Annotated in this window: 23 protein-coding genes and 1 riboswitch; of the genes, 13 read left to right on the forward strand and 10 right to left on the reverse strand. The window is 47.0% G+C overall.

Annotated features, from left to right (window positions below; all coding sequences use genetic code 11):
* Window positions 1–118: 118 nt before the first annotated feature.
* Complete coding sequence (gene greB / locus vsple_RS00615; protein ID WP_255231689.1) at window positions 119–595, reverse strand: transcription elongation factor GreB; 477 nt, start codon at window positions 593–595, stop codon at window positions 119–121.
* 161 nt (window positions 596–756) lie between these two features.
* Here greB and ompR point away from each other — a divergent pair, with 161 nt between their 5' ends.
* Together ompR and envZ are read left to right on the forward strand one after the other, a co-directional pair.
* A complete protein-coding gene (gene ompR / locus vsple_RS00620) occupies window positions 757–1,476 on the forward strand; it encodes an osmolarity response regulator transcription factor OmpR (RefSeq protein ID WP_032551125.1) in 720 nt (239 codons plus the stop codon).
* A gap of 147 nt (window positions 1,477–1,623) precedes the next feature.
* A complete protein-coding gene (gene envZ, locus vsple_RS00625) occupies window positions 1,624–2,922 on the forward strand; it encodes a two-component system sensor histidine kinase EnvZ (protein WP_261882366.1) in 1,299 nt (432 codons plus the stop codon).
* 200 nt (window positions 2,923–3,122) lie between these two features.
* On the opposite strand, the gene recG is transcribed toward envZ, so the two are convergent.
* The 4 genes from recG to gmk all read right to left on the reverse strand — a co-directional run bounded on the left by recG (window position 3,123) and on the right by gmk (window position 8,746).
* Window positions 3,123–5,201 (reverse strand): ATP-dependent DNA helicase RecG, encoded by a 2,079-nt coding sequence (gene recG / locus vsple_RS00630; protein WP_261882367.1) that lies wholly within the window; start codon window positions 5,199–5,201, stop codon window positions 3,123–3,125.
* A 369-nt stretch (window positions 5,202–5,570) separates the two neighbouring features.
* Window positions 5,571–7,694 (reverse strand): bifunctional GTP diphosphokinase/guanosine-3',5'-bis pyrophosphate 3'-pyrophosphohydrolase, encoded by a 2,124-nt coding sequence (gene spoT / locus vsple_RS00635; RefSeq protein ID WP_261882368.1) that lies wholly within the window; start codon window positions 7,692–7,694, stop codon window positions 5,571–5,573.
* A gap of 39 nt (window positions 7,695–7,733) precedes the next feature.
* Window positions 7,734–8,006 carry a DNA-directed RNA polymerase subunit omega gene (gene rpoZ, locus vsple_RS00640; protein ID WP_004741437.1) on the reverse strand — a complete coding sequence of 91 codons (273 nt, stop codon included), beginning with the start codon at window positions 8,004–8,006 and terminating at the stop codon, window positions 7,734–7,736.
* A gap of 116 nt (window positions 8,007–8,122) precedes the next feature.
* Complete coding sequence (gene gmk / locus vsple_RS00645) at window positions 8,123–8,746, reverse strand: guanylate kinase (RefSeq protein WP_261882369.1); 624 nt, start codon at window positions 8,744–8,746, stop codon at window positions 8,123–8,125.
* A gap of 303 nt (window positions 8,747–9,049) precedes the next feature.
* Window positions 9,050–9,149, forward strand: a riboswitch (purine riboswitch).
* A 58-nt stretch (window positions 9,150–9,207) separates the two neighbouring features.
* Here gmk and vsple_RS00650 point away from each other — a divergent pair.
* Together vsple_RS00650 and vsple_RS00655 are read left to right on the forward strand one after the other, a co-directional pair.
* Window positions 9,208–10,581, forward strand: coding sequence for an NCS2 family permease (locus vsple_RS00650; RefSeq protein ID WP_261882370.1), 1,374 nt, complete (start codon window positions 9,208–9,210; stop codon window positions 10,579–10,581).
* Between the two features lie 177 nt (window positions 10,582–10,758).
* A complete protein-coding gene (locus vsple_RS00655) occupies window positions 10,759–11,184 on the forward strand; it encodes a phosphate-starvation-inducible protein PsiE (RefSeq protein WP_261882371.1) in 426 nt (141 codons plus the stop codon).
* A 96-nt stretch (window positions 11,185–11,280) separates the two neighbouring features.
* On the opposite strand, the gene vsple_RS00660 is transcribed toward vsple_RS00655, so the two are convergent.
* On the reverse strand, window positions 11,281–11,847 hold the full coding sequence (locus vsple_RS00660; protein WP_261882372.1) for a porin family protein: 567 nt from the start codon (window positions 11,845–11,847) through the stop codon (window positions 11,281–11,283).
* A 309-nt stretch (window positions 11,848–12,156) separates the two neighbouring features.
* Here vsple_RS00660 and vsple_RS00665 point away from each other — a divergent pair, with 309 nt between their 5' ends.
* Both vsple_RS00665 and vsple_RS00670 read left to right on the forward strand, forming a co-directional pair.
* Window positions 12,157–13,005, forward strand: coding sequence for a transcriptional regulator (locus vsple_RS00665; protein ID WP_420833785.1), 849 nt, complete (start codon window positions 12,157–12,159; stop codon window positions 13,003–13,005).
* Window positions 12,996–13,490 carry a hypothetical protein gene (locus tag vsple_RS00670; protein ID WP_261882374.1) on the forward strand — a complete coding sequence of 165 codons (495 nt, stop codon included), beginning with the start codon at window positions 12,996–12,998 and terminating at the stop codon, window positions 13,488–13,490. Before vsple_RS00665 ends, vsple_RS00670 begins: the two co-directional genes overlap by 10 nt.
* Window positions 13,491–13,542: 52 nt before the next feature.
* Here vsple_RS00670 and vsple_RS00675 read toward each other — a convergent pair whose 3' ends face one another.
* A complete protein-coding gene (locus vsple_RS00675; protein ID WP_261882375.1) occupies window positions 13,543–14,409 on the reverse strand; it encodes a YicC/YloC family endoribonuclease in 867 nt (288 codons plus the stop codon).
* Between the two features lie 251 nt (window positions 14,410–14,660).
* Here vsple_RS00675 and rph point away from each other — a divergent pair, with 251 nt between their 5' ends.
* A complete protein-coding gene (gene rph / locus vsple_RS00680; protein ID WP_032551137.1) occupies window positions 14,661–15,377 on the forward strand; it encodes a ribonuclease PH in 717 nt (238 codons plus the stop codon).
* A 216-nt stretch (window positions 15,378–15,593) separates the two neighbouring features.
* Window positions 15,594–16,235 (forward strand): orotate phosphoribosyltransferase, encoded by a 642-nt coding sequence (pyrE, locus tag vsple_RS00685; RefSeq protein ID WP_026000307.1) that lies wholly within the window; start codon window positions 15,594–15,596, stop codon window positions 16,233–16,235.
* Window positions 16,236–16,306: 71 nt separating this feature from the next.
* On the opposite strand, the gene vsple_RS00690 is transcribed toward pyrE, so the two are convergent.
* The 3 genes from vsple_RS00690 to coaBC form a co-directional block, all read right to left on the reverse strand.
* Complete coding sequence (locus tag vsple_RS00690) at window positions 16,307–17,275, reverse strand: Kdo(2)-lipid IV(A) acyltransferase (RefSeq protein WP_261882376.1); 969 nt, start codon at window positions 17,273–17,275, stop codon at window positions 16,307–16,309.
* Window positions 17,276–17,297: 22 nt separating this feature from the next.
* Entirely contained in the window at window positions 17,298–17,888 is a 591-nt protein-coding gene (slmA, locus tag vsple_RS00695) for a nucleoid occlusion factor SlmA (RefSeq protein ID WP_032551139.1), read from the reverse strand.
* 134 nt (window positions 17,889–18,022) lie between these two features.
* A complete protein-coding gene (gene coaBC / locus vsple_RS00700) occupies window positions 18,023–19,228 on the reverse strand; it encodes a bifunctional phosphopantothenoylcysteine decarboxylase/phosphopantothenate--cysteine ligase CoaBC (RefSeq protein WP_261882377.1) in 1,206 nt (401 codons plus the stop codon).
* A 204-nt stretch (window positions 19,229–19,432) separates the two neighbouring features.
* Here coaBC and vsple_RS00705 point away from each other — a divergent pair, with 204 nt between their 5' ends.
* From vsple_RS00705 to vsple_RS00725, 5 genes are all read left to right on the forward strand, one after another.
* Window positions 19,433–21,106 carry a methyl-accepting chemotaxis protein gene (locus vsple_RS00705; protein ID WP_261882378.1) on the forward strand — a complete coding sequence of 558 codons (1,674 nt, stop codon included), beginning with the start codon at window positions 19,433–19,435 and terminating at the stop codon, window positions 21,104–21,106.
* Window positions 21,107–21,219: 113 nt separating this feature from the next.
* Window positions 21,220–21,894, forward strand: a complete 675-nt coding sequence (gene radC, locus vsple_RS00710) for a RadC family protein (RefSeq protein ID WP_255231673.1) — start codon at window positions 21,220–21,222, stop codon at window positions 21,892–21,894.
* A gap of 291 nt (window positions 21,895–22,185) precedes the next feature.
* Complete coding sequence (gene rpmB / locus vsple_RS00715) at window positions 22,186–22,422, forward strand: 50S ribosomal protein L28 (protein WP_004728407.1); 237 nt, start codon at window positions 22,186–22,188, stop codon at window positions 22,420–22,422.
* 13 nt (window positions 22,423–22,435) lie between these two features.
* Window positions 22,436–22,603: a 50S ribosomal protein L33 gene (gene rpmG, locus vsple_RS00720; protein ID WP_002535344.1), complete on the forward strand. Its 168-nt coding sequence runs from the start codon at window positions 22,436–22,438 to the stop codon at window positions 22,601–22,603.
* 175 nt (window positions 22,604–22,778) lie between these two features.
* Window positions 22,779–23,276 carry a hypothetical protein gene (locus vsple_RS00725; protein WP_261882379.1) on the forward strand — a complete coding sequence of 166 codons (498 nt, stop codon included), beginning with the start codon at window positions 22,779–22,781 and terminating at the stop codon, window positions 23,274–23,276.
* The last annotated feature ends 10 nt before the right edge of the window (window positions 23,277–23,286 follow it).

Below are 23,286 nucleotides of genomic sequence, written 5' to 3' on the forward strand. Positions count from 1 at the left end.
ATGCAGGGAGCACCTTATCTCAATGAGATAAATAGTGGCAGGAAGGCTACGAAAGAACTTAACCCCGTAGGGCGCAAGCCTCACGGGGTTTCCTTTTATCTAGAGCTTTGAAAAGTCTCTATGGCGTGTAGCGAATCGCATTCACAAACCACTCTTTGTCACCCTCTGGGGTGCGTACCGTGAATTCATCATCCACTTCTTTCTTGAGTAGTGCTCGTGCCATCGGTGAGTCGATCGAGACGTAATCTTTGACCCCACCATAGATCTCATCTGGCCCAACGATACGAAATGACTTGGTATCGCCATCGTCATTCTCTATCTCAACCCAAGCACCAAAAAAGACCTTACCTTCTTGCTGCGGCGAGTAGTCCACCACCTTGACTTGGTCGAGGCGCTTTCTTAAATAACGCACACGGCGATCTATCTCACGCAGGCGCTTCTTGTTGTATTGATAGTCTGCGTTTTCACTGCGATCTCCTAGACTTGCTGCCCAGGTTACCTTTTTGGTCACTTCTGGACGCTCTTCTCGCCATAGGAAATTCAGCTCTTTAGTGAGTCTGTCATAGCCCTCACGAGTAATTAAGTTTGTTTTCATAATTCTGACTTGGTGAAATCATGTCCTAAGATAGAATATATAGAAAGGCAACATACGTTAACAATTCTTTAGGCGACATTTTCCCCAAGAATGTTACATTTTCAATGTCTAAAAAGAATACTTAATCTTCAAGTTTGAGTTTTAATAGGTGGAACCATTACATGCAAGAAAACTACAAAATTTTAGTGGTCGATGACGATGCTCGCCTTCGTGCATTGCTGGAGCGCTACTTGTCTGAGCAAGGCTTTCAAGTGCGTAGCGTGGCAAACAGTGAGCAGATGGACCGCCTGTTAACCCGTGAAAACTTCCACTTGATGGTATTGGACCTGATGTTGCCAGGTGAAGATGGCCTCTCAATCTGCCGTCGTCTACGTAACGCCAACAACATGCTGCCGATCTTGATGCTGACCGCTAAGGGCGATGAAGTGGATCGCATTGTTGGTCTAGAGGTGGGTGCCGATGATTATCTACCTAAACCATTTAACCCGCGTGAGCTGCTTGCCCGTATTAAAGCAGTACTGCGTCGCCAAGTGATTGAAGCACCGGGCGCGCCAAGCACGGAAGAGTCTGTGGTTGAATTTGGTGAATTCCGTCTAAACCTAGGTACACGTGAGATGTTCCGTGGTGAAGAGCCAATGCCTCTCACTTCAGGTGAGTTTGCGGTATTGAAGTCACTGGTCACCAATGCGCGTGAGCCAATGTCTCGCGATAAGCTGATGAATATGGCTCGTGGTCGTGAGTACTCAGCGATGGAGCGTTCTATCGACGTTCAGATCTCGCGCCTGCGCCGCCTTGTTGAAGAAGATCCAAGTAAGCCACGCTACATCCAAACGGTGTGGGGCTTAGGTTACGTGTTCGTTCCTGATGGAAAAGCAGTGTAACTCTATCAGTCACCATCGTGATTGAAATGTGATTGTTATCGGGTCATCTCATAATTATGTGATGGCCCGTTTTCTATTCAGAACAGTGGTTTAGAGTTATAGTTTCTATGATGTCTCTGTTTCTCTACCTTTCACTCTAGGTTTTCTATGCGTATACGTAGCTCCTTTACTCAATCTATCGTTCTCTTCTTAACCTTATTGGTTGCTAGCCAAATATTCTCTTACTACGCGGTGTTTAACTACGCCTTGATGCCGAGTTTGCAGCAGTTCAATAAGATCTTGGCACATGAGCTGAATTTGGTTTTAGACGAAGGTGATCTTGATATCGAGATGGATGCACCGCTGCGTCAGCGTGTACTCGAGCAACTTGGGGTAACGGTCCACGCCAAAGACAGCGACGCTGCGGGTGAGTTTTACCATGCGGTTGCGATTGACTTGATGAGTCAAGAGATGACCAAGGAGCTGGGTTCGGAAACCGAGGTGAGGTTGATTCTAGGTGCGGAGAGCTATGTGTTGTGGATGGATATCGCGCAGTTACCTAACTCATTGATTCGAATACCACTATCAGAACTGCAAGAAGAAGACTTTGCACCACTATTTCGCAATAGCTTGATAATGGCGATGTTGATTATTGCCGGCGGTTGGTTGTTTATCCGTTTACAGAACCGCCCTTTGATTGCATTAGAGAAAGCCGCCCAAGGGGTAGGACGTGGTGATATTCCACCGCCTCTGCCAGTACAGGGTGCGCAAGAGATTCGCTCGGTAACTCGAGCCTTTAACCAGATGTCGAAAGGCATTCAAGAGCTTGAGGAAGATAGAGCGCTATTGATGGCAGGCATCAGTCACGATCTGCGTACGCCATTGACCCGTATTCGTTTGGCGACGGAGATGATGTCCCCAGAAGACAGTTATTTAGCGGAAGGGATTATCAGTGACACCGAGGAGTGTAATGAGATAATCAGCCAGTTTATGGATTACCTAAAGCCGGTGGATCGCAATTCGTTCCAAGCGGTGCACCTAGAAGATATTGCTGGAGAAGTAGCAAGCTCGGAAGGCGGCTATGAGGTAGAAATTGAAACAGATTTCTCTTCTAACATGAAGCCTGCCTTGGGCAACCCAATCGCGATTAAGCGCGCGATCAGCAATTTAGTGGTGAACTCTCTGCGCTATGGTAATGGCTGGGTGAAAGTCACCACGGGTATGACCGCGGATAACAAGCTTGCTTGGGTCACGGTAGAAGATAATGGCCCCGGTATTCCTCACGATCAGGTCAGCAAATTGTTTGAACCCTTCACCCGAGGCGATACCGCGCGTGGTAGTGAAGGTACAGGTTTAGGTTTGGCGATTGTGAAGCGAATTGTTAGTCAGCACCACGGCGCTGTTGCGGTGAATAATCGTAGCCAAGGGGGGCTGAAAGCGCAGATTAGCTTCCCAGTTCAGTTGTAGACCTTTGTGAACTTCGGGGGTTGCGATAGATCCCCGACTCGGTCATTCTTCCCTCTCGGGGATGACAAAAAAATATCGTCATTCCCTATCGTGAGGGACGAGCGAGTAGGGAATCTCTCTCTTGGTTCTGTTCGAAAGGGTTCATATATAAAAAGGCTTCGATGAGGAAGCCTTTTAGTTCAATCCATTACCTGTGATGCCTACGCTTTAGAGTACACATCACGTTCACCCAACCAGCGGTTGATGATCGCCTTAGCATTGTCTGGGTAGTTATCATGAATGTGGCGCGCGATACGCTGCACTTCTGGAATTAAGCGCTGGTCTCGAACCAAGTCGGCAATCTTAAAGTCAGCCAAGCCAGTCTGTTTAGTGCCAAGCAGTTCACCTGGGCCGCGGATTTCCAAGTCTCGCTGAGCAATCACAAAGCCATCATTACTTTCTCGCAGTACACCTAAGCGCTTCTGAGCGGTTTTCGACAGTGGTGAGTGGTACAGTAGTACACAGTGGCTTGCGACCGACCCACGACCCACACGGCCACGTAACTGGTGTAACTGAGCTAGGCCGAGACGCTCGGGGTTCTCTATGATCATTAAGCTCGAGTTGGGTACATCTACACCCACTTCAATTACGGTTGTTGCAACCAATAGATGCAGCTTGTTATCTTTGAACTCCTGCATCACGGCTTGTTTCTCGGCTGGCTTCATTCGGCCATGTACCAAGCCAATTTTCACGTCGGGCAGTTTGCGCTGTAGCTCTTCTGCGGTGTCGGCTGCGGCCTGCGCTTCCAACACTTCAGACTCATCAATCAGCGTACACACCCAATAGGCTTGTTTGCCCTCGTTAAGACACGCATTACGCACTCGCTCAACAATGTCGTCACGTTTGGTATCGGGAATAGCGACGGTTTGAATTGGCGTTCGACCCGGTGGCAGCTCATCAATAATCGAGGTTTCTAAATCGGCATAGGCCGTCATCGCCAGAGTTCGTGGAATCGGTGTCGCTGTCATCACCAGTTGGTGTGGATAATGACCTTGCTTAGCGCCTTTCTCACGCAGCTCTAGCCGCTGGTGGACACCAAATCGGTGTTGCTCATCAATGATAACTAAGCCAAGGTTTTTGAATTGGACATGCTCTTGAAACAGAGCGTGTGTACCCACCACCATTTGCGCTTCGCCACTGGCAATGCGTTCAAGCTCTTTCTCTTTGGCTTTGCCTTTAAGCTTACCGGCGAGCCAACCCACTTGAATGCCCATGCTTTCAAACCAGTTAGCAAAGTTGATCGAGTGCTGCTCAGCCAGAAGTTCAGTGGGTGCCATCAGTGCAACTTGTTGGCCGTGTTCTAGTGCGCGAACCGCGGCAAGGGCGGCGACTAGGGTTTTACCTGAGCCTACATCACCTTGTACTAAGCGCATCATAGGGTAAGGTTTCTCTAGATCGTCCTCAATCTCTTGCACCACTCGTGTTTGTGCATTGGTTGGAGAGAATGGAAGCTGTGCCAGTAGCTTGTTTTTAAGCGTATGTACGGGTGGTAGTGGAATGGCGTTGTCTTGTTGACCTTTACTGCGAACCGAGAGCATGGATAGGTTTTGAGCCAGTAATTCTTCCATAATCAAGCGCAGTTGAGCAGGGTGCTTGCCTTCATCAAACAGTTCAAGATTGATTCCCGGTGGTGGCCTGTGAATGGTATGCAGTGCCTGAGCCAGTGTAATTTGGTGATCGTATAAGCCAGACGGTAGCAGCTCATTCACCGCAGCCTTGTCGATAAGTGCTAACGCTTGGTCGGTGAGATTACGCAGCGTGACTTGTCTTAGGCCATCTGTGGTTGGGTAAACCGGAGTTAAGGTTGCTTCTACATCAGGTTGCTGTCTTGGAGCGAAGAACTTGTAGTCTGGGTGGACGATCTCTAAACCCATACCGCCACGTTTGATCTCGCCGTAGGCATGAACCTGTTTACCTTCAGCAAAATTGTTCTTCATCCCAGCGGTGAAGTTGAAAAAGCGCAAGGTGATGGTGCCATTACCGTCGCTGATTTTTACCGCCAGCATTTTGCGCTTGCCGAAAATGGTATCAACACTCATTACTTTGCCTTGTACCGCAGCCCAGATTCCCGCGTGCAGTTTGGCAATCGGGTAGATACGTGTGCGGTCTTCGTAGCGAAGTGGTAGATGAAACAGCAGATCTTGTACGTTGTTCAATCCAACCTTTGCCAGTTTTTCGGCGACTTTAGCCCCAACTCCGGATAGGGAGTTAAGAGGAATAGCAGATAAAAGCTGTGACATAACAAGGCTCACGACGGTAATAGATACCATCTATTCAAGCATTTTACTGGATTTTTGTACAGGATAAAGCGAAAGAGCAGATGAGAGGCTCGGGTAAACGAGATGCGAAACGACTAAGAGCGAGTGCGGGATACATGTAAATGGGATACGAGAAGAGTAGGACAGTACAAAAAACTAAAGCAGACTCGAAATACGAAAAGTTGAGTGCTGAAAAGCTTTTGCTCTTCGTATCACGGCACTCGTATCTCTCATCTGCTTTATCTATTGCGATTCGAAAAAACTAAAAGCAGATGTGGAAATAAGATGGTGAGTCACGACGTTTTTTGCTCTTCGTATCTCGCCATTTCGAATCCCTCATCTGCTTTTGGATCAGTTCTTGCGACGTCTTACCTTCAACGCGTGTGGCATAACACGCAACTTCTTCATAATACTTGCAAGATGCACACGATCTTTGGTGGTCAGCAAGATGGTCACTGTGTACAAGCGTCCATCACGTTCTTCAGTCGAGATACCGTGAATGTTGGAGCCTGTTTTCGAGATAACATTGGTTAGCTCGGCCAGTGCGCCTTGGTGGTTCTGAAGATCGACTTGAAGCTCAGCAGTGAACTCTTGGTCGTAATCGTTCGACCACTCTACTGCCATGTATTTGTCTGGCTCTTTTTGGTAACCACGAACGTTCGGACACGTTTCGCGGTGAACCACAAGGCCACGACCAGGAGATACATGGGCAATGATGTGATCATCTGGGATCGGGTGACAACAGTTTGCAAATGTCAGCAATAGACCTTCAGCGCCACGGATAGGCAGCTTCTTCTTCGGTGCATCGCTGTCGTTGTTCACTTCTGTCAGTTCGTCTGCATCACCCAGTAGACGACGGGCAATCACGATACTCATCAGCTCACCCAGACCAATCGAAGCCAATAGATCTTCAACCGACTCTAAGCGCAGATCAGACAGAACGTGGTCGACATTCTCTTGGGCAATATCGCCAATCGAATGTTCACCCAGTGCGTGGTTAAGTAGGCGACGACCTAAGGTTACCGACTCTTCACGGCGCATGGTTTTAAGAACCTGACGAATCTTAGTTCGAGCACGAGAAGTCACCACATAGTTAAGCCATGCTGCATTTGGACGTGCGCCCGGTGCGCTGATGATTTCGATCGTCTGACCGTTCTTCAAGGCTTTGCTTAGCGGGTAAGGGTTCATGTCGACACGAGCGCCAACACACATGTTGCCAACGTCAGTATGTACTGCGTAGGCGAAGTCCACCGCTGTTGCGCCTGCTGGCAGCTCAACGATACGACCTTTCGGTGTGAAGACGAAAATTTCATCTGGGAACAGGTCAGACTTAACGTTCTCGATGAATTCGAACGAGTTACCGGCGCTTTGTTGCAGCTCAAGTAGGCTCTGCATCCAACGCTGAGCTTTCACTTGCGCGGTCGTGCCATTGCTACGAGTACCATTGCCTTTGTAAGACCAGTGCGCCGCGACACCTTTGTCTGCCATTTGATCCATATCTTCAGTACGGATCTGAACTTCAACTGGCACCCCGTGAGGGCCGATCATTGATGTATGCAGAGATTGGTAGCCGTTGGCTTTTGGTACCGCAATGTAATCTTTCATGCGACCAGGGCGAGGCTTGTATAGGCTGTGTGCCTGACCAAGGACACGATAGCAAGTGTCTGGCGTATCCACTACGACGCGGAATGCGTAGATATCCATAATGGTGTGAAAGCGCTGCTCTTTGGTTTTCATCTTGTTATAGATGGAGAACAGGTTCTTTTCACGACCCAGTACGCGAGCAGGCAACCCGACTTCTTCAAGACGGCCTTCAATTTCGCTATGGATACGTTGAATCATCTCCTTACGGTTACCACGCGCAGCTTTCACTACATTTTTCAGTACGCGATAACGGTTAGGGTAGAGGGCTTCGAAGCCCAACTCTTCGAGTTCGGTCTTGATGTTATGAATACCAAGACGGTGAGCAAGTGGAGAGTAGATTTCTAGGGTTTCACGAGCAATACGACGCTTTTTGTCAGGACGAAGAGCCCCAAGGGTACGCATGTTGTGAGTACGGTCAGCTAATTTGATCAAGATAACGCGGATGTCTTGCACCATGGCGAGAACCATTTTACGGAAGTTCTCTGCTTGCGCTTCTTTGCGATCACGAAATTTAAGCTTATCCAGCTTAGATACACCATCTACCAATTCAGCAACGGTATTGCCAAATTTTTCCTCTAGATCTTCTTTAGTGACATCACAGTCTTCAATCACATCGTGAAGTAGAGCAGCTTGCAGAGTTTCGATATCCAGACGCATTTCGGCCAAGATTCTTGAAACAGCTACAGGGTGGATAATGTATGGTTCACCGCTTGAGCGGGTTTGCCCTTCATGGGCGTCTCTCGCTACCACATAAGATTGACGCAGAGCCTCAATTTGAGGCTCTGTTAGGTATTCTTGGGCAACGTCTTTGAGGCTATCGAATAGATACAAATTAAAGGCCCGGAAGGTTAATTAGTTCAAATGCCGCTATTAACGAGAGTGAGCGATACTGCTTACTGCTGCAAGCTCAGCTGCTTCTTGCTCTTGTTGCTCTTGACGCTCACGAGCATCTAGTACGTCTTTAGTGATAAGACCTTCTTCGATTTCACGAAGTGCGATAACCGTTGGCTTATCGTTTTCTTCAGGCACTAGTGAATCTTTACCGCCAGTTTGCATTTGACGAGCGCGGCGAGCCGCAATAAGAACTAGGTCGAAACGGTTGCCAACTTTTTCAACAGCGTCTTGAACAGTTACGCGTGCCATGAGGACTCCAAATAGTTAACTAATAAATTTTGAATGACGAGAAAGTATACAAGTTTAACTAGAGACTTTCTAGATCACCGTATACTTATCTCAATGGAAAATCTAGCCTTGCTAGTTTAATCCGCCAGTAGAGCAGTAAGCATGCCGCTGTATTTTGCTGCTTGCTTATCTTCTTTTAAGCGCTCCGCACGGATGATGGCTCTGAAGTCCATAAGGGCTGCATCAAAGTCATCATTCACGATCACATAGTCATACTCATTATAATGAGAGATTTCTGACTTCGCTTCGCTCATGCGTTTCGCAATAACTTCTGCGCTATCTTGACCGCGAACGTTCAGGCGACGCTCCAACTCACCGTTTGATGGTGGCAGAATGAAGACACTCTTCGCTTGAGGCATCTGTTCACGGATCTGACGAGCACCTTGCCAGTCGATATCTAGGAACACATCGATACCGCGCTCTAGGTTCTCTTCAATCCATACGCGAGAAGTACCGTAGTAGTTACCAAACACTTCTGCATACTCTAAGAACTCACCTTTAGCGATAAGATCTTCGAAGTGGTGCTTTTCAACGAAGTGGTAGTGAACACCATTCTCTTCACCAGGGCGCATACCGCGAGTGGTGTGTGAAACAGATACCTTCATTGCGTAGGTTGGATTGGTTTCTAGCATTGCTGAGATCAAGCTCGATTTACCTGCGCCACTAGGTGCAGATACGATGTAAAGAGTACCTTTGCCCATCTGTATGTTTCCACTGTTGGTTGGATTGAGTGAAAGTGTTGCCCTTCACTGTAAAAGATAGCACTAACCGAACTCTTGCTCACCTTTGCTGTGTACAGCGTACACATAATGTGGTGAAAATTAGGTCAGAAAAATGGAGGCGAAGAGTAGCATATTTCAATGATTCAGAACAACTGGCTTGATCGTTATTTATTGGCAAATGATCCTCTCAAGTATCGCTGTCGAAATGTAATCACTGACCAGCGACACTTTTTTATGTGATCTGGGCAAAATTTGTTGAAGTTTTAATCCCAATCCTTACAATCCGCGCAAACGATTAAATGCTGTATATGTTTGATGAAATGGGTCAAATGTTTCTACTACCGAGCCTATCTTGGTAACTACAGTTTTTAGTGTAGAGACCGCTCTATTCTCACAGCATTTGAATCTCCAAATTCTTAATTTATTGCAAAGGTTTTGTTGTGAGTACCGATTCCACCCTTAAGGCCCAAAACGCCTCATCTGGTTCGCTGGATTCCCTGTTTAAGATTTCTGAAAGAAAAACCACCATTAGCACTGAGCTATACGCAGGTTTTATTACTTTCTTGGCGATGAGCTACATCCTTGCGGTGAACCCTGCCATTTTGGGTGGCATTCCAGGTATGGATAAAGGCGCGGTATTTACTGCAACTGCTTTGGCGGCGGCTATCTCAACCCTAATCATGGGGATTTGGGGGAACTATCCGGTAATGCTAGCACCGGGTATGAGCATGAACGGCTTCTTTAAAGGCCTTCTACTAAGCGGCTCGGTGGCGGTGCTGTGGAATGAAGCGCTATTTGGTATTTTCCTATCGGGCATTTTGTATCTTGCGTTCTCTCTGACCAATATTCGTAAGTCGATGATTGAGTCGATTCCAGAAGATCTGAAGTTGGCGATCACGGTGTCGCTTGGCCTGTTTATCGCGTTCTTAGGTCTTAAAAATGCGGGCATTATCGTTTCCAACCCATTTGTATTGGTCGGTTTAGGTGATATCTCAGACCCACAAGTGATCATCGCTTATGTGAGTATCTTTATTGCGCTTGGCTGTATGGTTCGTGATATCAAACTAGCGACGTTTATTTCTTTTGTATCGGCAATTGCGCTGACGATTATCGCGGATTTGTTGATGGGTACGTCGAATGCGCCAATCCCAGAGCAGCTAGTCGCGATGCCACCGAACATGGCGGGCAGCTTCGGTGCGATCTTTGATTTTTCAGCCTTTACCACAGAGAAGATGTTTGATCTGCTGTTCATCGTTCTTATCTTCTTGATTGTCGATTTCTTTGATGGCTTGAGCACCATTGTTGGTGTTGGTCGTGATGCGGGCATCATAGATAAAGACGGTAAAGTGCCAAACGCGAAATCGGCACTGGTTGCTGATGCTGGTGGTACTGTGATTGGCTCAGTTCTGGGCACCACTTCGATTACGGCGTTCTCTGAGTCGGGCATCGCATCTTCTCAAGGTGCGAAAACCGGTTTAGCAGCAGTGATGGTTGCAGGTCTGTTCCTGATTTCACTATTCCTATACCCAATCTTCTCTATCTTCTCAGCCGCTATGGTTGCGCCAGCGATGGTCGTTGTCGGCATCTACATGGTCGGCCGTCTTGGTCAAATTAACTGGGAAAAGAAAGAGTCACGTATTGCGGCGTTCTTCACCATCATGTTTACCGTGCTGAGCTTCTCTCCTGCAAACGGTATGGCGATGGGCTTTATCAGCTACGCATTCACTATGGTTGTCGCGGGCAAAGGCAAAGAGGTGCACCCACTGATTTATGGACTGTCGGTTGTGTTCCTTGTGTACCTACTGCTTCTGTAGTCGATATTGATATTTTGATAGTGGCTCTGCATTGTGCGGGGCCATTTTTTTTTGCGTGTTGGATAACGATGTACATCGCTGTCGTGCTCTACGCCTAAAGTTGGTTACAACAGATAGCGCGACCTGGACAGAGGCATGCTATTGTACTGACAGGTTTAATTAGAAATTAGAGTGTTTATGCCTTCTCATTTACCAAAAGGTTTTAGTCAACCTTTCTTGAAGATATTCCATATCCTTGAAGCTGTACTGTTGGTGGCCATTACGTTGGCGACCTTGTTTGCAATGGTCGAAGAGTTCATGCATGTGTTTGCTGAAAAGCGCGTTCTCTTGACTGACATCCTGCTGATGTTTATCTATCTCGAAGTGCTGGCGATGGTGCAGCAATTTGTGGTCAACGGTAAGATTCCTGTTCGATACCCTATCTATATCGCCATGATGGCAATTGCCCGTTATATTACGCTGGGTATGAAAGAGTTGGATGCGGTGTTGGTGGTGTGGCTGGCGGTGGCAGCATTTATACTTGCGGCTGCGACACTACTGATTCGAGTAGGGCACCATTATTGGCCATATGTCGACCGACGTACGCAAGAGCCTGATGAGTAATAGCGAACGAAAATAGGCACATACTGAAAAGGGCGACATTGAGTCGCCCTTTTTATAAATCAACGAACGGTTTCTAATTCAACGAAATGTTGACTCTTAGAACTTGTAGGTTGCACCAGCGTAGAAGCTACCAAGCTGAACAGTCACATCATTGTAGTACTGAGTACCCATATCTACATTGAACGTGTCCACTTCGTAAGCAACGCGGAAGTTTAAATTCTCAAGACTTGCCGGAGTATATTCAACACCTGCACCTAGGCGCAGTGCTGTCTCATCATCGCTACCATAGCCATTAGTATCAAATGAAAGGTGAGTCAGACCAACAGTACCAAATGGGCGCCAGCCGTTATCAAACGTGTAGCCAAGGTTTGCTGCAATCGAAATGCCTGTAGGTTCGATAGCACCAGAAAAGCCTGGTGCAGTTACGTCACTGTATTTTGTGTATTGCGCTTCAACACCCACGATGCGGTTAAACTGGTAACCACCAATCAGTTTAAAAGTAGAGTCGTTAGTCTCTAACGTAGAAAATGCAGCATCATCATCATAAGTTGTAGTACCGAAACCACCACCTAAATAAAAACCAGACACGTCTTTTTCTACGGCTTGCTCTTGAGCACCTGCAAAGGCAGAAAATGCTGCTAAAAGGATCACTGCTTTTTTCATTTTATTAATCTCTTTTTGGAAATAAAAAACAGTGTGCATTATGTGTTCAGTATCAATATAAAACTAAAGCGGGATTACATTTAAACTTCATGAATTGCAGGGTTTTTATAAATTTCCTCTTTATGTATTTTTATATTTTTGGGGTAAGTTGTTGATATGGTTGATGGTGTATTTTTCTTGGTTGTCCTCTTTCGATTTTTGGTGGTTTTCAAACCACCTCTTACGTCGCAGAGGCAGTAGTGATATGATCAAAAGCTCCGCAGTATATTTTTGAGTGATATTTGCTCAACTTCTAGTCACAGTGAGCCTATGCATAGAGTCTGTTTTTCCAACTTGATACTTGATCCCGCGACCCGGACACTGTCGAGTGTGGAGGGAGGAAGCATTCAATTGCGACCGCTGCCTTATGATGTATTGAGCTTGTTGTTAGAGAATCGGGGTACCCACGTTACCCGTGAATGTCTGTTTGAAAGGTGTTGGGAGGGTGCTCTAGTTACCGACCAAGCGATCACTAATGTCATTTCTGGTTTAAGAAAAAGCTTTGCACAATTAGGCGCTACTGATGTCACTATCAGAACAGTGAGTAAGATTGGCTACGTACTTGAAATTCACTGCGCTGAAGAGCCTGTAAAAAAGAAGGTCGAAGAGCGGACAATTCGCGTCAGCCAAGAGAGCGAGGTTATTCCGGCAACATCAAGCAAAGGCGATGCAACTATCAAAGTTAGCGCGCCTATCAAACACAAAGAGAACCGGTATCTGTTGCATGGCGTGATAACAGTGCTTCTGTTTGTTTGCTTGGTGTTTGTTTTGCTAGCGAAACCTTTTATAAGAAAACCAGACTTTCTCCAGCCAAGTGAGTATCAACACTTCCAAGTTGGCGCAACTGACTTTTATCTTCATGATAGTGCGCATTTGGTCAGCGATGGTCGACTCCTCGCGTATGAGTTAGCGACACTGTCTTTTCCTACTTGTCATGCGGATGTGTACTTGCGAGTGGCAGAGTCGGCGTATGATGATGGTGTGTATCTGATTAAAGCGTTCGCGTTTGCAAAAAATGGCAACAAGAACGCCAGTTATGTGAATCACTCAGTGACGGTCGAGCAGATACCAGAGACAGTCGTTAAAGCAATCAAGAAGGCGAGAGCAATATGCGGTTAAAAACAGTTATCGCTTTCAACATCGTACTCTTTGTCAGTGTTGTCGCGATAGGGCTGTATCAATGGAAATTTGAGCAGCAACAGTTGGCGGGTACTCGCTGGGCATGTGTACAGCTCGATGAAGGGTTTGTCACGCAAGGCTATAGCGGTTATCAAGAGATCGCTGATCGCTCTATCTTAGAGTTCACTTCAGATAATACGTTGCTGATTTTTCAAAAGGGACACTTCACAACAGAAACATCGGGCCCCCATCCCTATGAAGTCTATTTTGAGGCAGACTACACCGCTGAAAATGGCCGATTGTCGGTTGCCTATCATCATATCGATTGGGATTTGAAGCCCGCAGACAGTGGTAGCCTTGTGCGCGACATGGATGCCCTAGTAAGAGCTAAGATTGAATTGATGTATAAAGTGAAAGGTGAGCATCTGTTTCTATTCAGCAAAGGGCATGCCGAAGAGAGAAACTACGCCTGTTATAAAAAATAGCCCCTGAGAGCAGGAGCTATTGTCGAATCAGGTTAGGTGGAAGCCTAATAGGTTATTCAATATTCTGAATCTGCTCACGCATCTGCTCGATAAGAACCTTAAGTTCTACGCCTGATGCGGTGATGTCTGTGCTGATAGACTTAGATGCTAGTGTGTTGGATTCACGGTTGAACTCTTGCATCATGAAGTCTAGACGACGGCCACATGCGCCCCCTTTCTTCAGGATGTTAGTGGCTTCTTTTACGTGAGAATCTAGACGGTCTAGCTCTTCAGCGACGTCAGATTTTTGAGCCAGTAGGATCAGTTCCTGTTCAACACGTGCACCTTCAAGCTCAATCTTCGCTTCTTCAAACTTATTAAGAAGACGCTCACGTTGCCACTCTAGGATCTCAGGCATGCGTGCGCGAACCTTAACAACTTCGTCTGTGATTGCAGTTAGACGCTGTTCGATCAGAGCCTTCATGTTCTCACCTTCACGACCACGTGCGTCAATGAAATCTTTCACTGCGTCATCAAACGCGGCTAGCAGGTCTTTGTTGATCGCGTCCATGTCTTGCTCTGGTGTTTCCATCACACCAGGCCAGTTCATCACCTGGAACGGGTTTAGACGGCTCTCTTCGCCAGTCATCCCCATTACTTGGTTCGCAGCATTGATCACCTGTTGTGCTAGGCCTTCGTTGATGCTCAGCTCGCCTTTTGCCGCAGGGTTTGCTTCAAAGCGTAGATTACATTCAACCTTACCGCGTGCTAGACGTTTACGAAAACGCTCGCGAAGGATTGGCTCTAGGCCACGGAACTGCTCTGGCATGCGGAAGTAAGTTTCAAGGTAGCGCTGGTTTACACTGCGGATTTCCCACACAGCTGTACCCCAATCGCCTTTCACTTCTTTACGTGCGTATGCCGTCATACTATAAATCATCGAATTTTCCTGTCTTTTATCATTCTGAAAATAACGCGCACGCATAGTATCACGATACGGGGTGCTATGTGCGTCCATCGCGTTGTTGGTTTAGAAGCTGCTCTGGAAGCGCTGAGCTTCAGGATAAATAGCTTTGCACCACAAACTGCTATATAATCTCGTCCCAATCCAATTTGTCTCACCCCTTTCTTAGGTGACAGACACTTTCAATAGTTAAACACCTAAAGATAAGACTAATAAGGTAGATACTTATGCGTCCAAATGACCGCGCTGTAGATCAAGTTCGTCCAATTAAAATTACTCGTAACTATACAGCTTATGCTGAAGGCTCTGTGTTGGTTGAGTTTGGTAACACCAAAGTTCTATGTAACGCGACGGTAGAAGAGAACGTACCGCGTTGGTTGAAAGGTCAAGGAAAGGGTTGGGTAACCGCAGAATACGGTATGCTGCCACGTGCAACACACACTCGTAACCGTCGTGAAGCCGCGAGCGGTAAGCAAGGCGGTCGTACGATGGAAATCCAACGTCTGATCGCGCGTAGCCTACGTGCTGTGGTCGATCTAAAAGCGATGGGTGAAATCATGATCACTGTCGATTGTGATGTTATTCAAGCAGATGGCGGTACGCGTACTGCGTCTATCTCTGGTGCAAGCGTAGCAATGGCTGACGCGATTAATCACCTATTAGAGAGCGGTAAGCTTAAAACGAACCCAATGAAAGGCCACGTTGCGGCAGTTTCAGTGGGTATCGTTGGTGAACAAGCTCTGTGTGATCTTGAATACGTTGAAGATTCAGCAGCTGATACCGATATGAACGTTGTAATGACGGAAGACGGTAAGATGATTGAGATTCAAGGCACCGCAGAAGGCGAACCGTTTAGCCACGAAGAGCTGATGCAGCTTCTAGCCCTAGCGAATAAGGGCATTGCCGATATTGTTGAAGCGCAGAAGTCGGCGTTGGCAGAATAATCAATTTTAATAGCTCCTTTTTAAGGGGCTATTTTTTTATTTTCGTCATATATAACTCTACACCCGCGTTAGCTGCAATTTTTCACCCTAATCACATAGGTCTGAAAAACCTTGCTGCCTTGTTGTAGAGCTATCTATTTAGAAAATACATCATTGTTAGCTTCCTAAGTGATTGGAAGTTAGGAACTGGAAAGTAAATTAATTTAGAGGATGAGCATGAAAGCATATCAACGTGAATTTATTGAATTTGCACTAGAGAAAGAAGTACTTAAGTTTGGTGAGTTTACTTTAAAGTCTGGCCGTAAGAGCCCTTACTTCTTCAATGCTGGATTGTTTAACACAGGTCGTGATCTAGCACGCCTAGGTCGTTTCTACGCAGCAGCACTAGCAGATTCTGGCATTGAATTCGATGTACTGTTTGGCCCTGCATACAAAGGTATCCCAATCGCAACGACAACGGCAGTTGCGCTGGCAGATCACCATGATGTAGACACGCCTTACTGCTTTAACCGTAAAGAAGCGAAAGACCACGGTGAAGGTGGCAACCTAGTCGGTAGCGCACTGGAAGGTCGCATCATGCTGGTGGACGATGTGATCACAGCAGGTACAGCGATTCGTGAGTCAATGGAAATCATCCAAGCGAACGGTGCTGACTTAGCGGGCGTTCTGGTCGCGATTGACCGTCAAGAGAAGGGCAAAGGTGAACTGTCTGCGATTCAAGAAGTTGAGCGCGATTTCGGTTGCGCAATCATCTCAATCGTTAGCTTGACTGATCTAGTCACTTTCCTTGAAGAGAAAGGTACAGACAAAGAGCATCTAGAAGCAGTGAAAGCGTACCGCGCTGAGTACGGCATTTAATGCGATTCTGTTGAGAATATAAAATGCACAAGGGGCTGATGAATCATCAGCCCCTTTCTTTTGGTGAACGTTTATTTGTAGCGAATGCCTTTTGGCACTTCTGGATCTTGCATGGTCTTATAGCGCTTGTGCAGCCACATCCACTGTTCTGGTGCTCTTAAGATGGTTTTCTCTAGGTAGCGGTTCATGTAAGCCGCCGCAGCTTTCTCATCTTTTTGTGGGTAATCTGCTTCTACGGACTCATTAGCGATGATCTCATACTTGCCGTCTTCATTTCTAAAGCCAGAGCCCGGAACTAGAGCACACTTACTGGTGTAAGCCAAAATGCTGGTACCAGTAGTGGTGCAGGCATCTTCGACAGCAAAGAAAGGCACAAATACCGACTTGTTACGGCCGTAATCATGATCTGGCAGGTAGAAAAGGATCTCCCCTTTGCGCAGTACTTTGATCATACGCTTAACGTCTTTACGGTGAATCAAGCGGTTGCCATTTTGAGTTCTACCACGGTACTGAATGAACTCATAAGCAGGGTTGTTATGTGGGCGATAGACGCCAAGACCCGGAATGCCCAATACCGCCATGCCGCGAGCAGTGATCTCTAGGTTAAGCGCATGAACACAGCATAGCAGTACGCCCTTGCCATTTTGTTGATGAGTGCGCAGAGCTTGGGTGTCCTTGTCGACCAGCAGACGCTTAAAGCGCCACGTTGGCCAGAACCAAGTAATGCCGGTTTCGATAAGCGCCATGCCAGTATTCTTGAAGTTCTCTTGCACCATCGCATCAACTTCGTCGGCGGGTTTGTCGGGAAATGCGAGTTCTAGGTTGCGTGCGGTGATAGCAACGCGCTTTTTACCATAACGAGCGCCAATCGCGCCTAGAGAGCGGCCAATCAGCAGCAGAGCGCGATAAGGCAGCACATTAACAATGAAGGCAAGCAAGCCAAAACCGAACCAAACACCCCAATATTTAGGGTGCAGTAGAGAAAGCTGAAAAGGTGGTTTGGTGATTACGTGTTGTGTCGAACTGGTTTTTGTCGTCATAAGCACCGCTTAGGTTATGAATTTATTTAATTTGAGCACTCAGTAGCGCCCAGTAAGCATCAAAGTTCTCAGTCGGCTGGTATTTGAAGTCTGAACGCACAAAGCGATTGAGGCTACCTTCAACCTGTCCAAGCAATTGAGCGGCAAGAATTCTTTCATCCACAGGGAAAGATTTGCCTTCACGAATCTTGCGCTCACGCAGGATCTGACGCAGCTGTGTTTCGATACGCTCAAATAGCTGGTTGATACGATCGCGTAGACGTTCGTTTTCAAACATTAGAGCATGACCAGACAAAATACGAGTCAGGCCAGGGTTACGTTCTGAGAAAACAAGGATCAGTTGGAGCACTAATCGAATACGCTCTAAGGTATCTTTCTCTTCATCAAGGATACGATTAATGCGCGACATTAGCGCCTCTTCGATGAACTCGATTAACCCTTCAAACATGCGCGCTTTACTTGGGAAATGGCGATAAAGTGCAGCTTCTGATACACCGACCTGCTTGGCCAGTTTTACCGTTGTGATGCGAGAGGCGCCTTCTGCTGACTCCAACATTTGAGCAAGCGCTTGTAGAATTTCTTCACGACGGTTCGATTTGCGGGTACCAGCCATCTGTTTACTTCCTTTGATAGAGAGGATGATGAGTGAAAAGGATTATAAACACCAATCAATTCTGTTCCTAGCTCTGTAAGCATTAGGTCAACAGAATCGAGAGATGTCAGGGTATTGTCAGCGCAAAAATGCGGCTACGCTTCAAGAAGTATTTCGATTTGCTCCAAGATCTTAAAACTTAATGCCTCTTTGCTCTCTAAAGGAAGCGATTGTTCACCATTGTTCCAGTAAAGGTTCAATGCGTTGTTGTTGCTGTTGAAGCCTTGCCCTTCTACCGATACATCATTGGCACAGATCATATCGAGGTTCTTCTTCTCCAGTTTGCCACGCGCGTACTTCTCTACATCTTGAGTTTCTGCTGCAAAACCAACGGTGAATGGACGATCTTGCGTCATGGCTGCGACAGTCGCGACGATATCTGGGTTCTTAATCATCTCGATAGACATATCATCAGTCCCGTCGACCTTCTTCATCTTTTGATCGGCTACGGTGCGAGGGCGGTAATCGGCTACGGCGGCGCAGCTAATGAAGACATCGTGTTGTGGTGCTGAGCCCATAACAGCATCGAACATCTGCTGAGCGCTCTCGACGTCAACTCGTGTTGCACCTTCTGGCGTTGCTAAAGCAACAGGGCCGCTCACTAGCGTTACCGTTGCGCCGAGCTTGATTGCCGCTTCTGCCAGTGCGTAACCCATCTTGCCTGAGCTATGGTTAGAGATGTAGCGAACAGGATCGATCGCTTCTCGAGTTGGACCCGCAGTGATCAGTACGCTACGCCCTTCAAGAGGTTTTGGCTGAAAGAAGTTCTCACAACGGTGAACAAGCTGCATAGGCTCTAGCATACGACCCATACCAACATCACCACACGCTTGCTCTCCAGCCGCTGGGCCCCAGATTTGGCAACCACGACGCTTCAGAGTCGCGATGTTCTCTTGCGTTGCTGGGTGGGCATACATCTGTTGATTCATCGCAGGGGAGACCGCAACTGGCGCATCGGTTGCAAGGACGAGTGTGGTCAATAGGTCGTTACCCATGCCAGCTGCCATACGGGCAATCAAGTCCGCTGTTGCAGGCGCAAGTAGCACCAGATCAGCCCATTTTGCCAACTCAATGTGACCCATAGACGCTTCCGCCGCAGGATCAAGCAAGCTATCAGACACCGGCCTACCCGAGACGGCCTGCATGGTGAGTGGGGTGATAAACTCCTTCGCTGCGTGCGTCATCACCACTTGGACCTGTGCCCCTCTTTCTATTAGGCGACGTGTTAGCTCCGCACATTTATACGCGGCAATACCGCCACTGATACCGAGTAGAATTTTCTTTCCTGCGAGTGTTTGCATCTTAAATCTCCAATTTTCTGGCGACGATTTTAACACAACTGATTCTGTCATCACCTCTGCAAATCTGAGGAGAAGCTAATCGATATCAAACTACAGAATATTAATTGCTGAGAGTTATATAAAACCTTCGTCTACCTCACAGACAATCTTTGCCTGCTCTGCAAGATAGGAGGGGAAAATAACAATAATGAGGTAGTGGAAAAAATGGTACTGAAAAGTCGAGGTAAATTGCTGCTGGTGACTCTGATCCCTTTGTTGTTGATCACCACATTGATCTCGGTGGTCTATTACATTAACGGCAGTAATAGCTTAGAAGCTGAATTGGCGCGCGACAGACAAGAGTTGATCGATACACGCAAGAAAGAGCTGCAAGCCTACATGATGATGGGCGTTACCGCGATAAAGCCGCTGTATGATACAGACGTCAACGGCAATAACAAACAAGCGGCAAAAGATATCCTTAAAGCGATGCGTTTTGAAAGTGATGGTTATTTCTTTGCGTATGATTCGAAAGGTGTTAACACGCTGCATGCGATTAAACCGTCCTTAGAAGGCAAAAATCTCATCGGTTTGAAAGATGAAAATGGCGTGGCGGTTATTGGTGGTTTGATTGATGCGTCTAAAAACGGCGATGGTTTTCTGTATTTCTCTTGGCATAAACCAAGCATTGATGCACAGGCGCCAAAATTAGGCTACGCCGAGTACTTGCCTAAGTGGGACTGGGTGTTGGGTACCGGGATCTACATTGATGATATTGATCAGCAAGTAGCGATGCAGCGTGAACTGCGTACCCAAGAGCTGAATGAACATACGCTGTCAGCAATAACAATCTCGGTCATTGGTCTTATTATCACTTGCGTGCTGACGAGCATTATTGTGTCTAAAGGCATTAAACCACTGCAGCATATTGCTAAGTCTTTACAAGATGTTGCGGCAGGTGGCGGTGACTTAACGGCGCGTCTGAAAATGGAAAGTAAAGATGAAGTCGGAGAGGTGGCATCGGCCTTTAATGAGTTTATGGATAAGCTTCATCCGCTGATGCAGGACATTCAACGTTCTGCCGATACCGTACAAAGCGTCTCTGGGCAACTGGATTCGCAGACGTCTCAAGCCAGTGCTCAAATGCAAAATCACTGCCTCGAAACCGATAAAGTGGTCACAGCGGTGACGGAAATGAGCATGACGGCTAAAGAGGTCGCCAGCAATACCCATGAAACGGCGCAGGCGATTGATGATGCCAACGGACAAGTGACCGAGGCGCAGCGTGAAGTGGATCAAGCGATTGATGGAATCAGTAAATTGGTCGATGAGGTCAACAGCTCCTCTGAAGCGATCGCAGAGCTGAGCCAACAAACCGAGCAAATTACCAAGGTGCTAGATGTGATCGGCGAAATTGCTGAGCAGACCAACTTACTCGCATTGAACGCGGCGATAGAAGCTGCACGTGCCGGTGAGCAAGGTCGTGGCTTTGCCGTGGTTGCTGATGAGGTTCGTTCGCTAGCAAGCCGCACACAAAACAGTACCCATGAAATTGGTGATATGCTCAAGCAGCTGCAAACAGGCGTATCACGAGCGGTGACGACTATGTCGGCGAGCCAGGAGCGTGGCGCGAAGACGGTTGAAGAGTCGTCAATGATCCAACAATCTCTGTCTGGCGTGCAGCACTCTATCGGTATGATTCGAGATCGCGGTATTCAAACCGCCACGGCGGCAGAAGAGCAGAGCGCGGTCGCTGAGGATATCAATCAGAACCTAGTGGCGATTCAGCAAATCGTAAACCATATCAACGACACACTTCAGCATGCAGAAAGCATTAGCACTCAGTTGTCGCAGTCAGGATCTGAAATTCACGATCTGGTTGGAAACTTTAAGCTTTGATGGATCGCTCAATTACATAGAAAAGCAGTGGTTAACGAAAAAAACGAAAGTCAGATACGACTTTCGTTTTTTATTTTGTTCAATAGGGGCTTATTCACCTACAGAGCCGCCTAATGATACTGAAAGCTTTGCCTAACGATTCAATGCCAAGAGAAAAATTGCTGCAACGTGGACCACAAGCGTTGTCGGATGCCGAATTACTCGCTATTTTTCTGCGCACTGGTACGCGAGGCATGAATGTTATCGAGCTGGCCGATTTTCTTATCCAAGATTTTGGTTCTCTGCGTCAGTTGTTCTCTGCTTCCGAGAAAGCGTTTTGCCAGCATAAAGGGTTGGGGCAGGCTAAGTATGTTCAACTGCAAGCGGTGTTGGAGATGACCCAGCGCTATCTTGCCGAGACGCTAAACAGAGGCGACGCGCTAACGAGCCCGACCCACACAAAGCTCTATCTTTCGAGTGTGCTAAGGGATCGCCAACGCGAAGCCTTTTATATCCTATTTCTAGACAATCAGAACAGGGTGATTAAGGATGAAGTGATGTTTGAGGGCACGATTGATGCTGCGTCTGTTTATCCTAGAGAAGTCGTCAAACGGGCTCTGCACCACAACGCTGCGGCGCTGATATTGGCTCACAATCACCCGTCTGGCGTCGCAGAGCCGAGCCAAGCCGACAGAAGAATCACGCGCAGATTAACCGATGCGTTGGCGCTGGTGGACATTAGGGTGCTCGACCATTTCGTGGTTGGTGATGGTGAAGTGGTCTCTTTTGCTGAACGTGGGTGGATTTGAATCACATTATGGCTTGTTAGTTGCTAGAAATCTGCTATGATTCGCCCACATTTTTAGACCTTAAATCAGCTCTGATTACTCAAGCAAGCTGTGTTGCACAAAAAAAGATCACGAAATCCTTAAAAAGGATCTGTTCGGGTCTTGAGCAATGCGCGTCAAGTTAGTATAATGCGCGACCTTTGATAGCCTTGTATGGGTTTTCCATAACGGTTTTTACCTTCTATTTTTTATAGATAGAGAGGTTCGGCCACCAAGGTTGATATCGAGCTGAAACGATTGGAGAAGACATTCATGTCCCGAGTATGCCAAGTAACTGGTAAGCGTCCAGTAACGGGTAACAACCGTTCACACGCACGCAATGCTACTAAGCGCCGTTTTCTGCCGAACCTACAAACTCATCGTTTCTGGGTAGAGAGCGAAAAACGTTTTGTTAAACTACGTCTAACTGCTAAAGGTATGCGTATCATTGATAAGAAAGGCATCGATGCTGTTCTTGTTGATATCCGTGCACGCGGCGAAAACGTTTAAGAGGAATTAAGCAATGGCTAAAGGCATTCGTGAGAAAATTCGTCTAGTATCTTCTGCAGGTACTGGTCACTTCTACACAACTGACAAGAACAAGCGTAACATGCCAGGCAAATTTGAGATCAAAAAGTTTGATCCAGTAGTTCGCCAGCACGTTATGTACAAAGAAGCGAAAATCAAGTAATTGATGCTTTTTTGGCTCTTCTTAAGTAGAAGAAAGAATTGAAAAACCCAGCTTATCGCTGGGTTTTTTTATACCTATAATTTGCCACAACGCTTGCCGCAATCGCCACCAGATAGAATATCTCGCCACTTTCACGCTATACTGAGTCTTCTTTGTGCAGAGATGAGTAAAAGCAATGAGATACCGTGGTCGCCGCTGGAACAACATTCTAATCCTGAGTGTGATTGCCTTTATTGGCGTACTCAACCTGCCAACGATCATCAAAGCTTATCTGTTAGCGCCTGAAGCTGAAGTTACGTCTGAAAGCGGCTTTCCTTACCTACTGAACCCATCAGATCAAATCACCGCAATGCATTTTTCGCAGTGGTCAATTGTGTTGAGTGAGAATGGCTGGGAGTATCAGGAACAAGGCCGACCTGTAGAACTGACACAACCAAGTGCTCAAACCCTCTCACAGCGTTGGCAACAGCTTGTTGGCACAGAAGTCGAAGACGAGACATATCAATCTCTTAGCGCGTCTCTGAGTTCACCACAAACCATTGAGGTGTGGTATCTCAACCAAGAAGAGCCTCAGCGTATTACTTACTACCGATTGCCTGATTTTTGGCTGTTACAGAACTGGCAGGGTAAGTGGCTAGCCGTGTCGGTTGAACCTGAGTACTTGATGCCATAACAACTCGAAG

The organism is Vibrio pelagius, assembly GCF_024347575.1.
GTDB lineage: Bacteria > Pseudomonadota > Gammaproteobacteria > Enterobacterales > Vibrionaceae > Vibrio > Vibrio pelagius.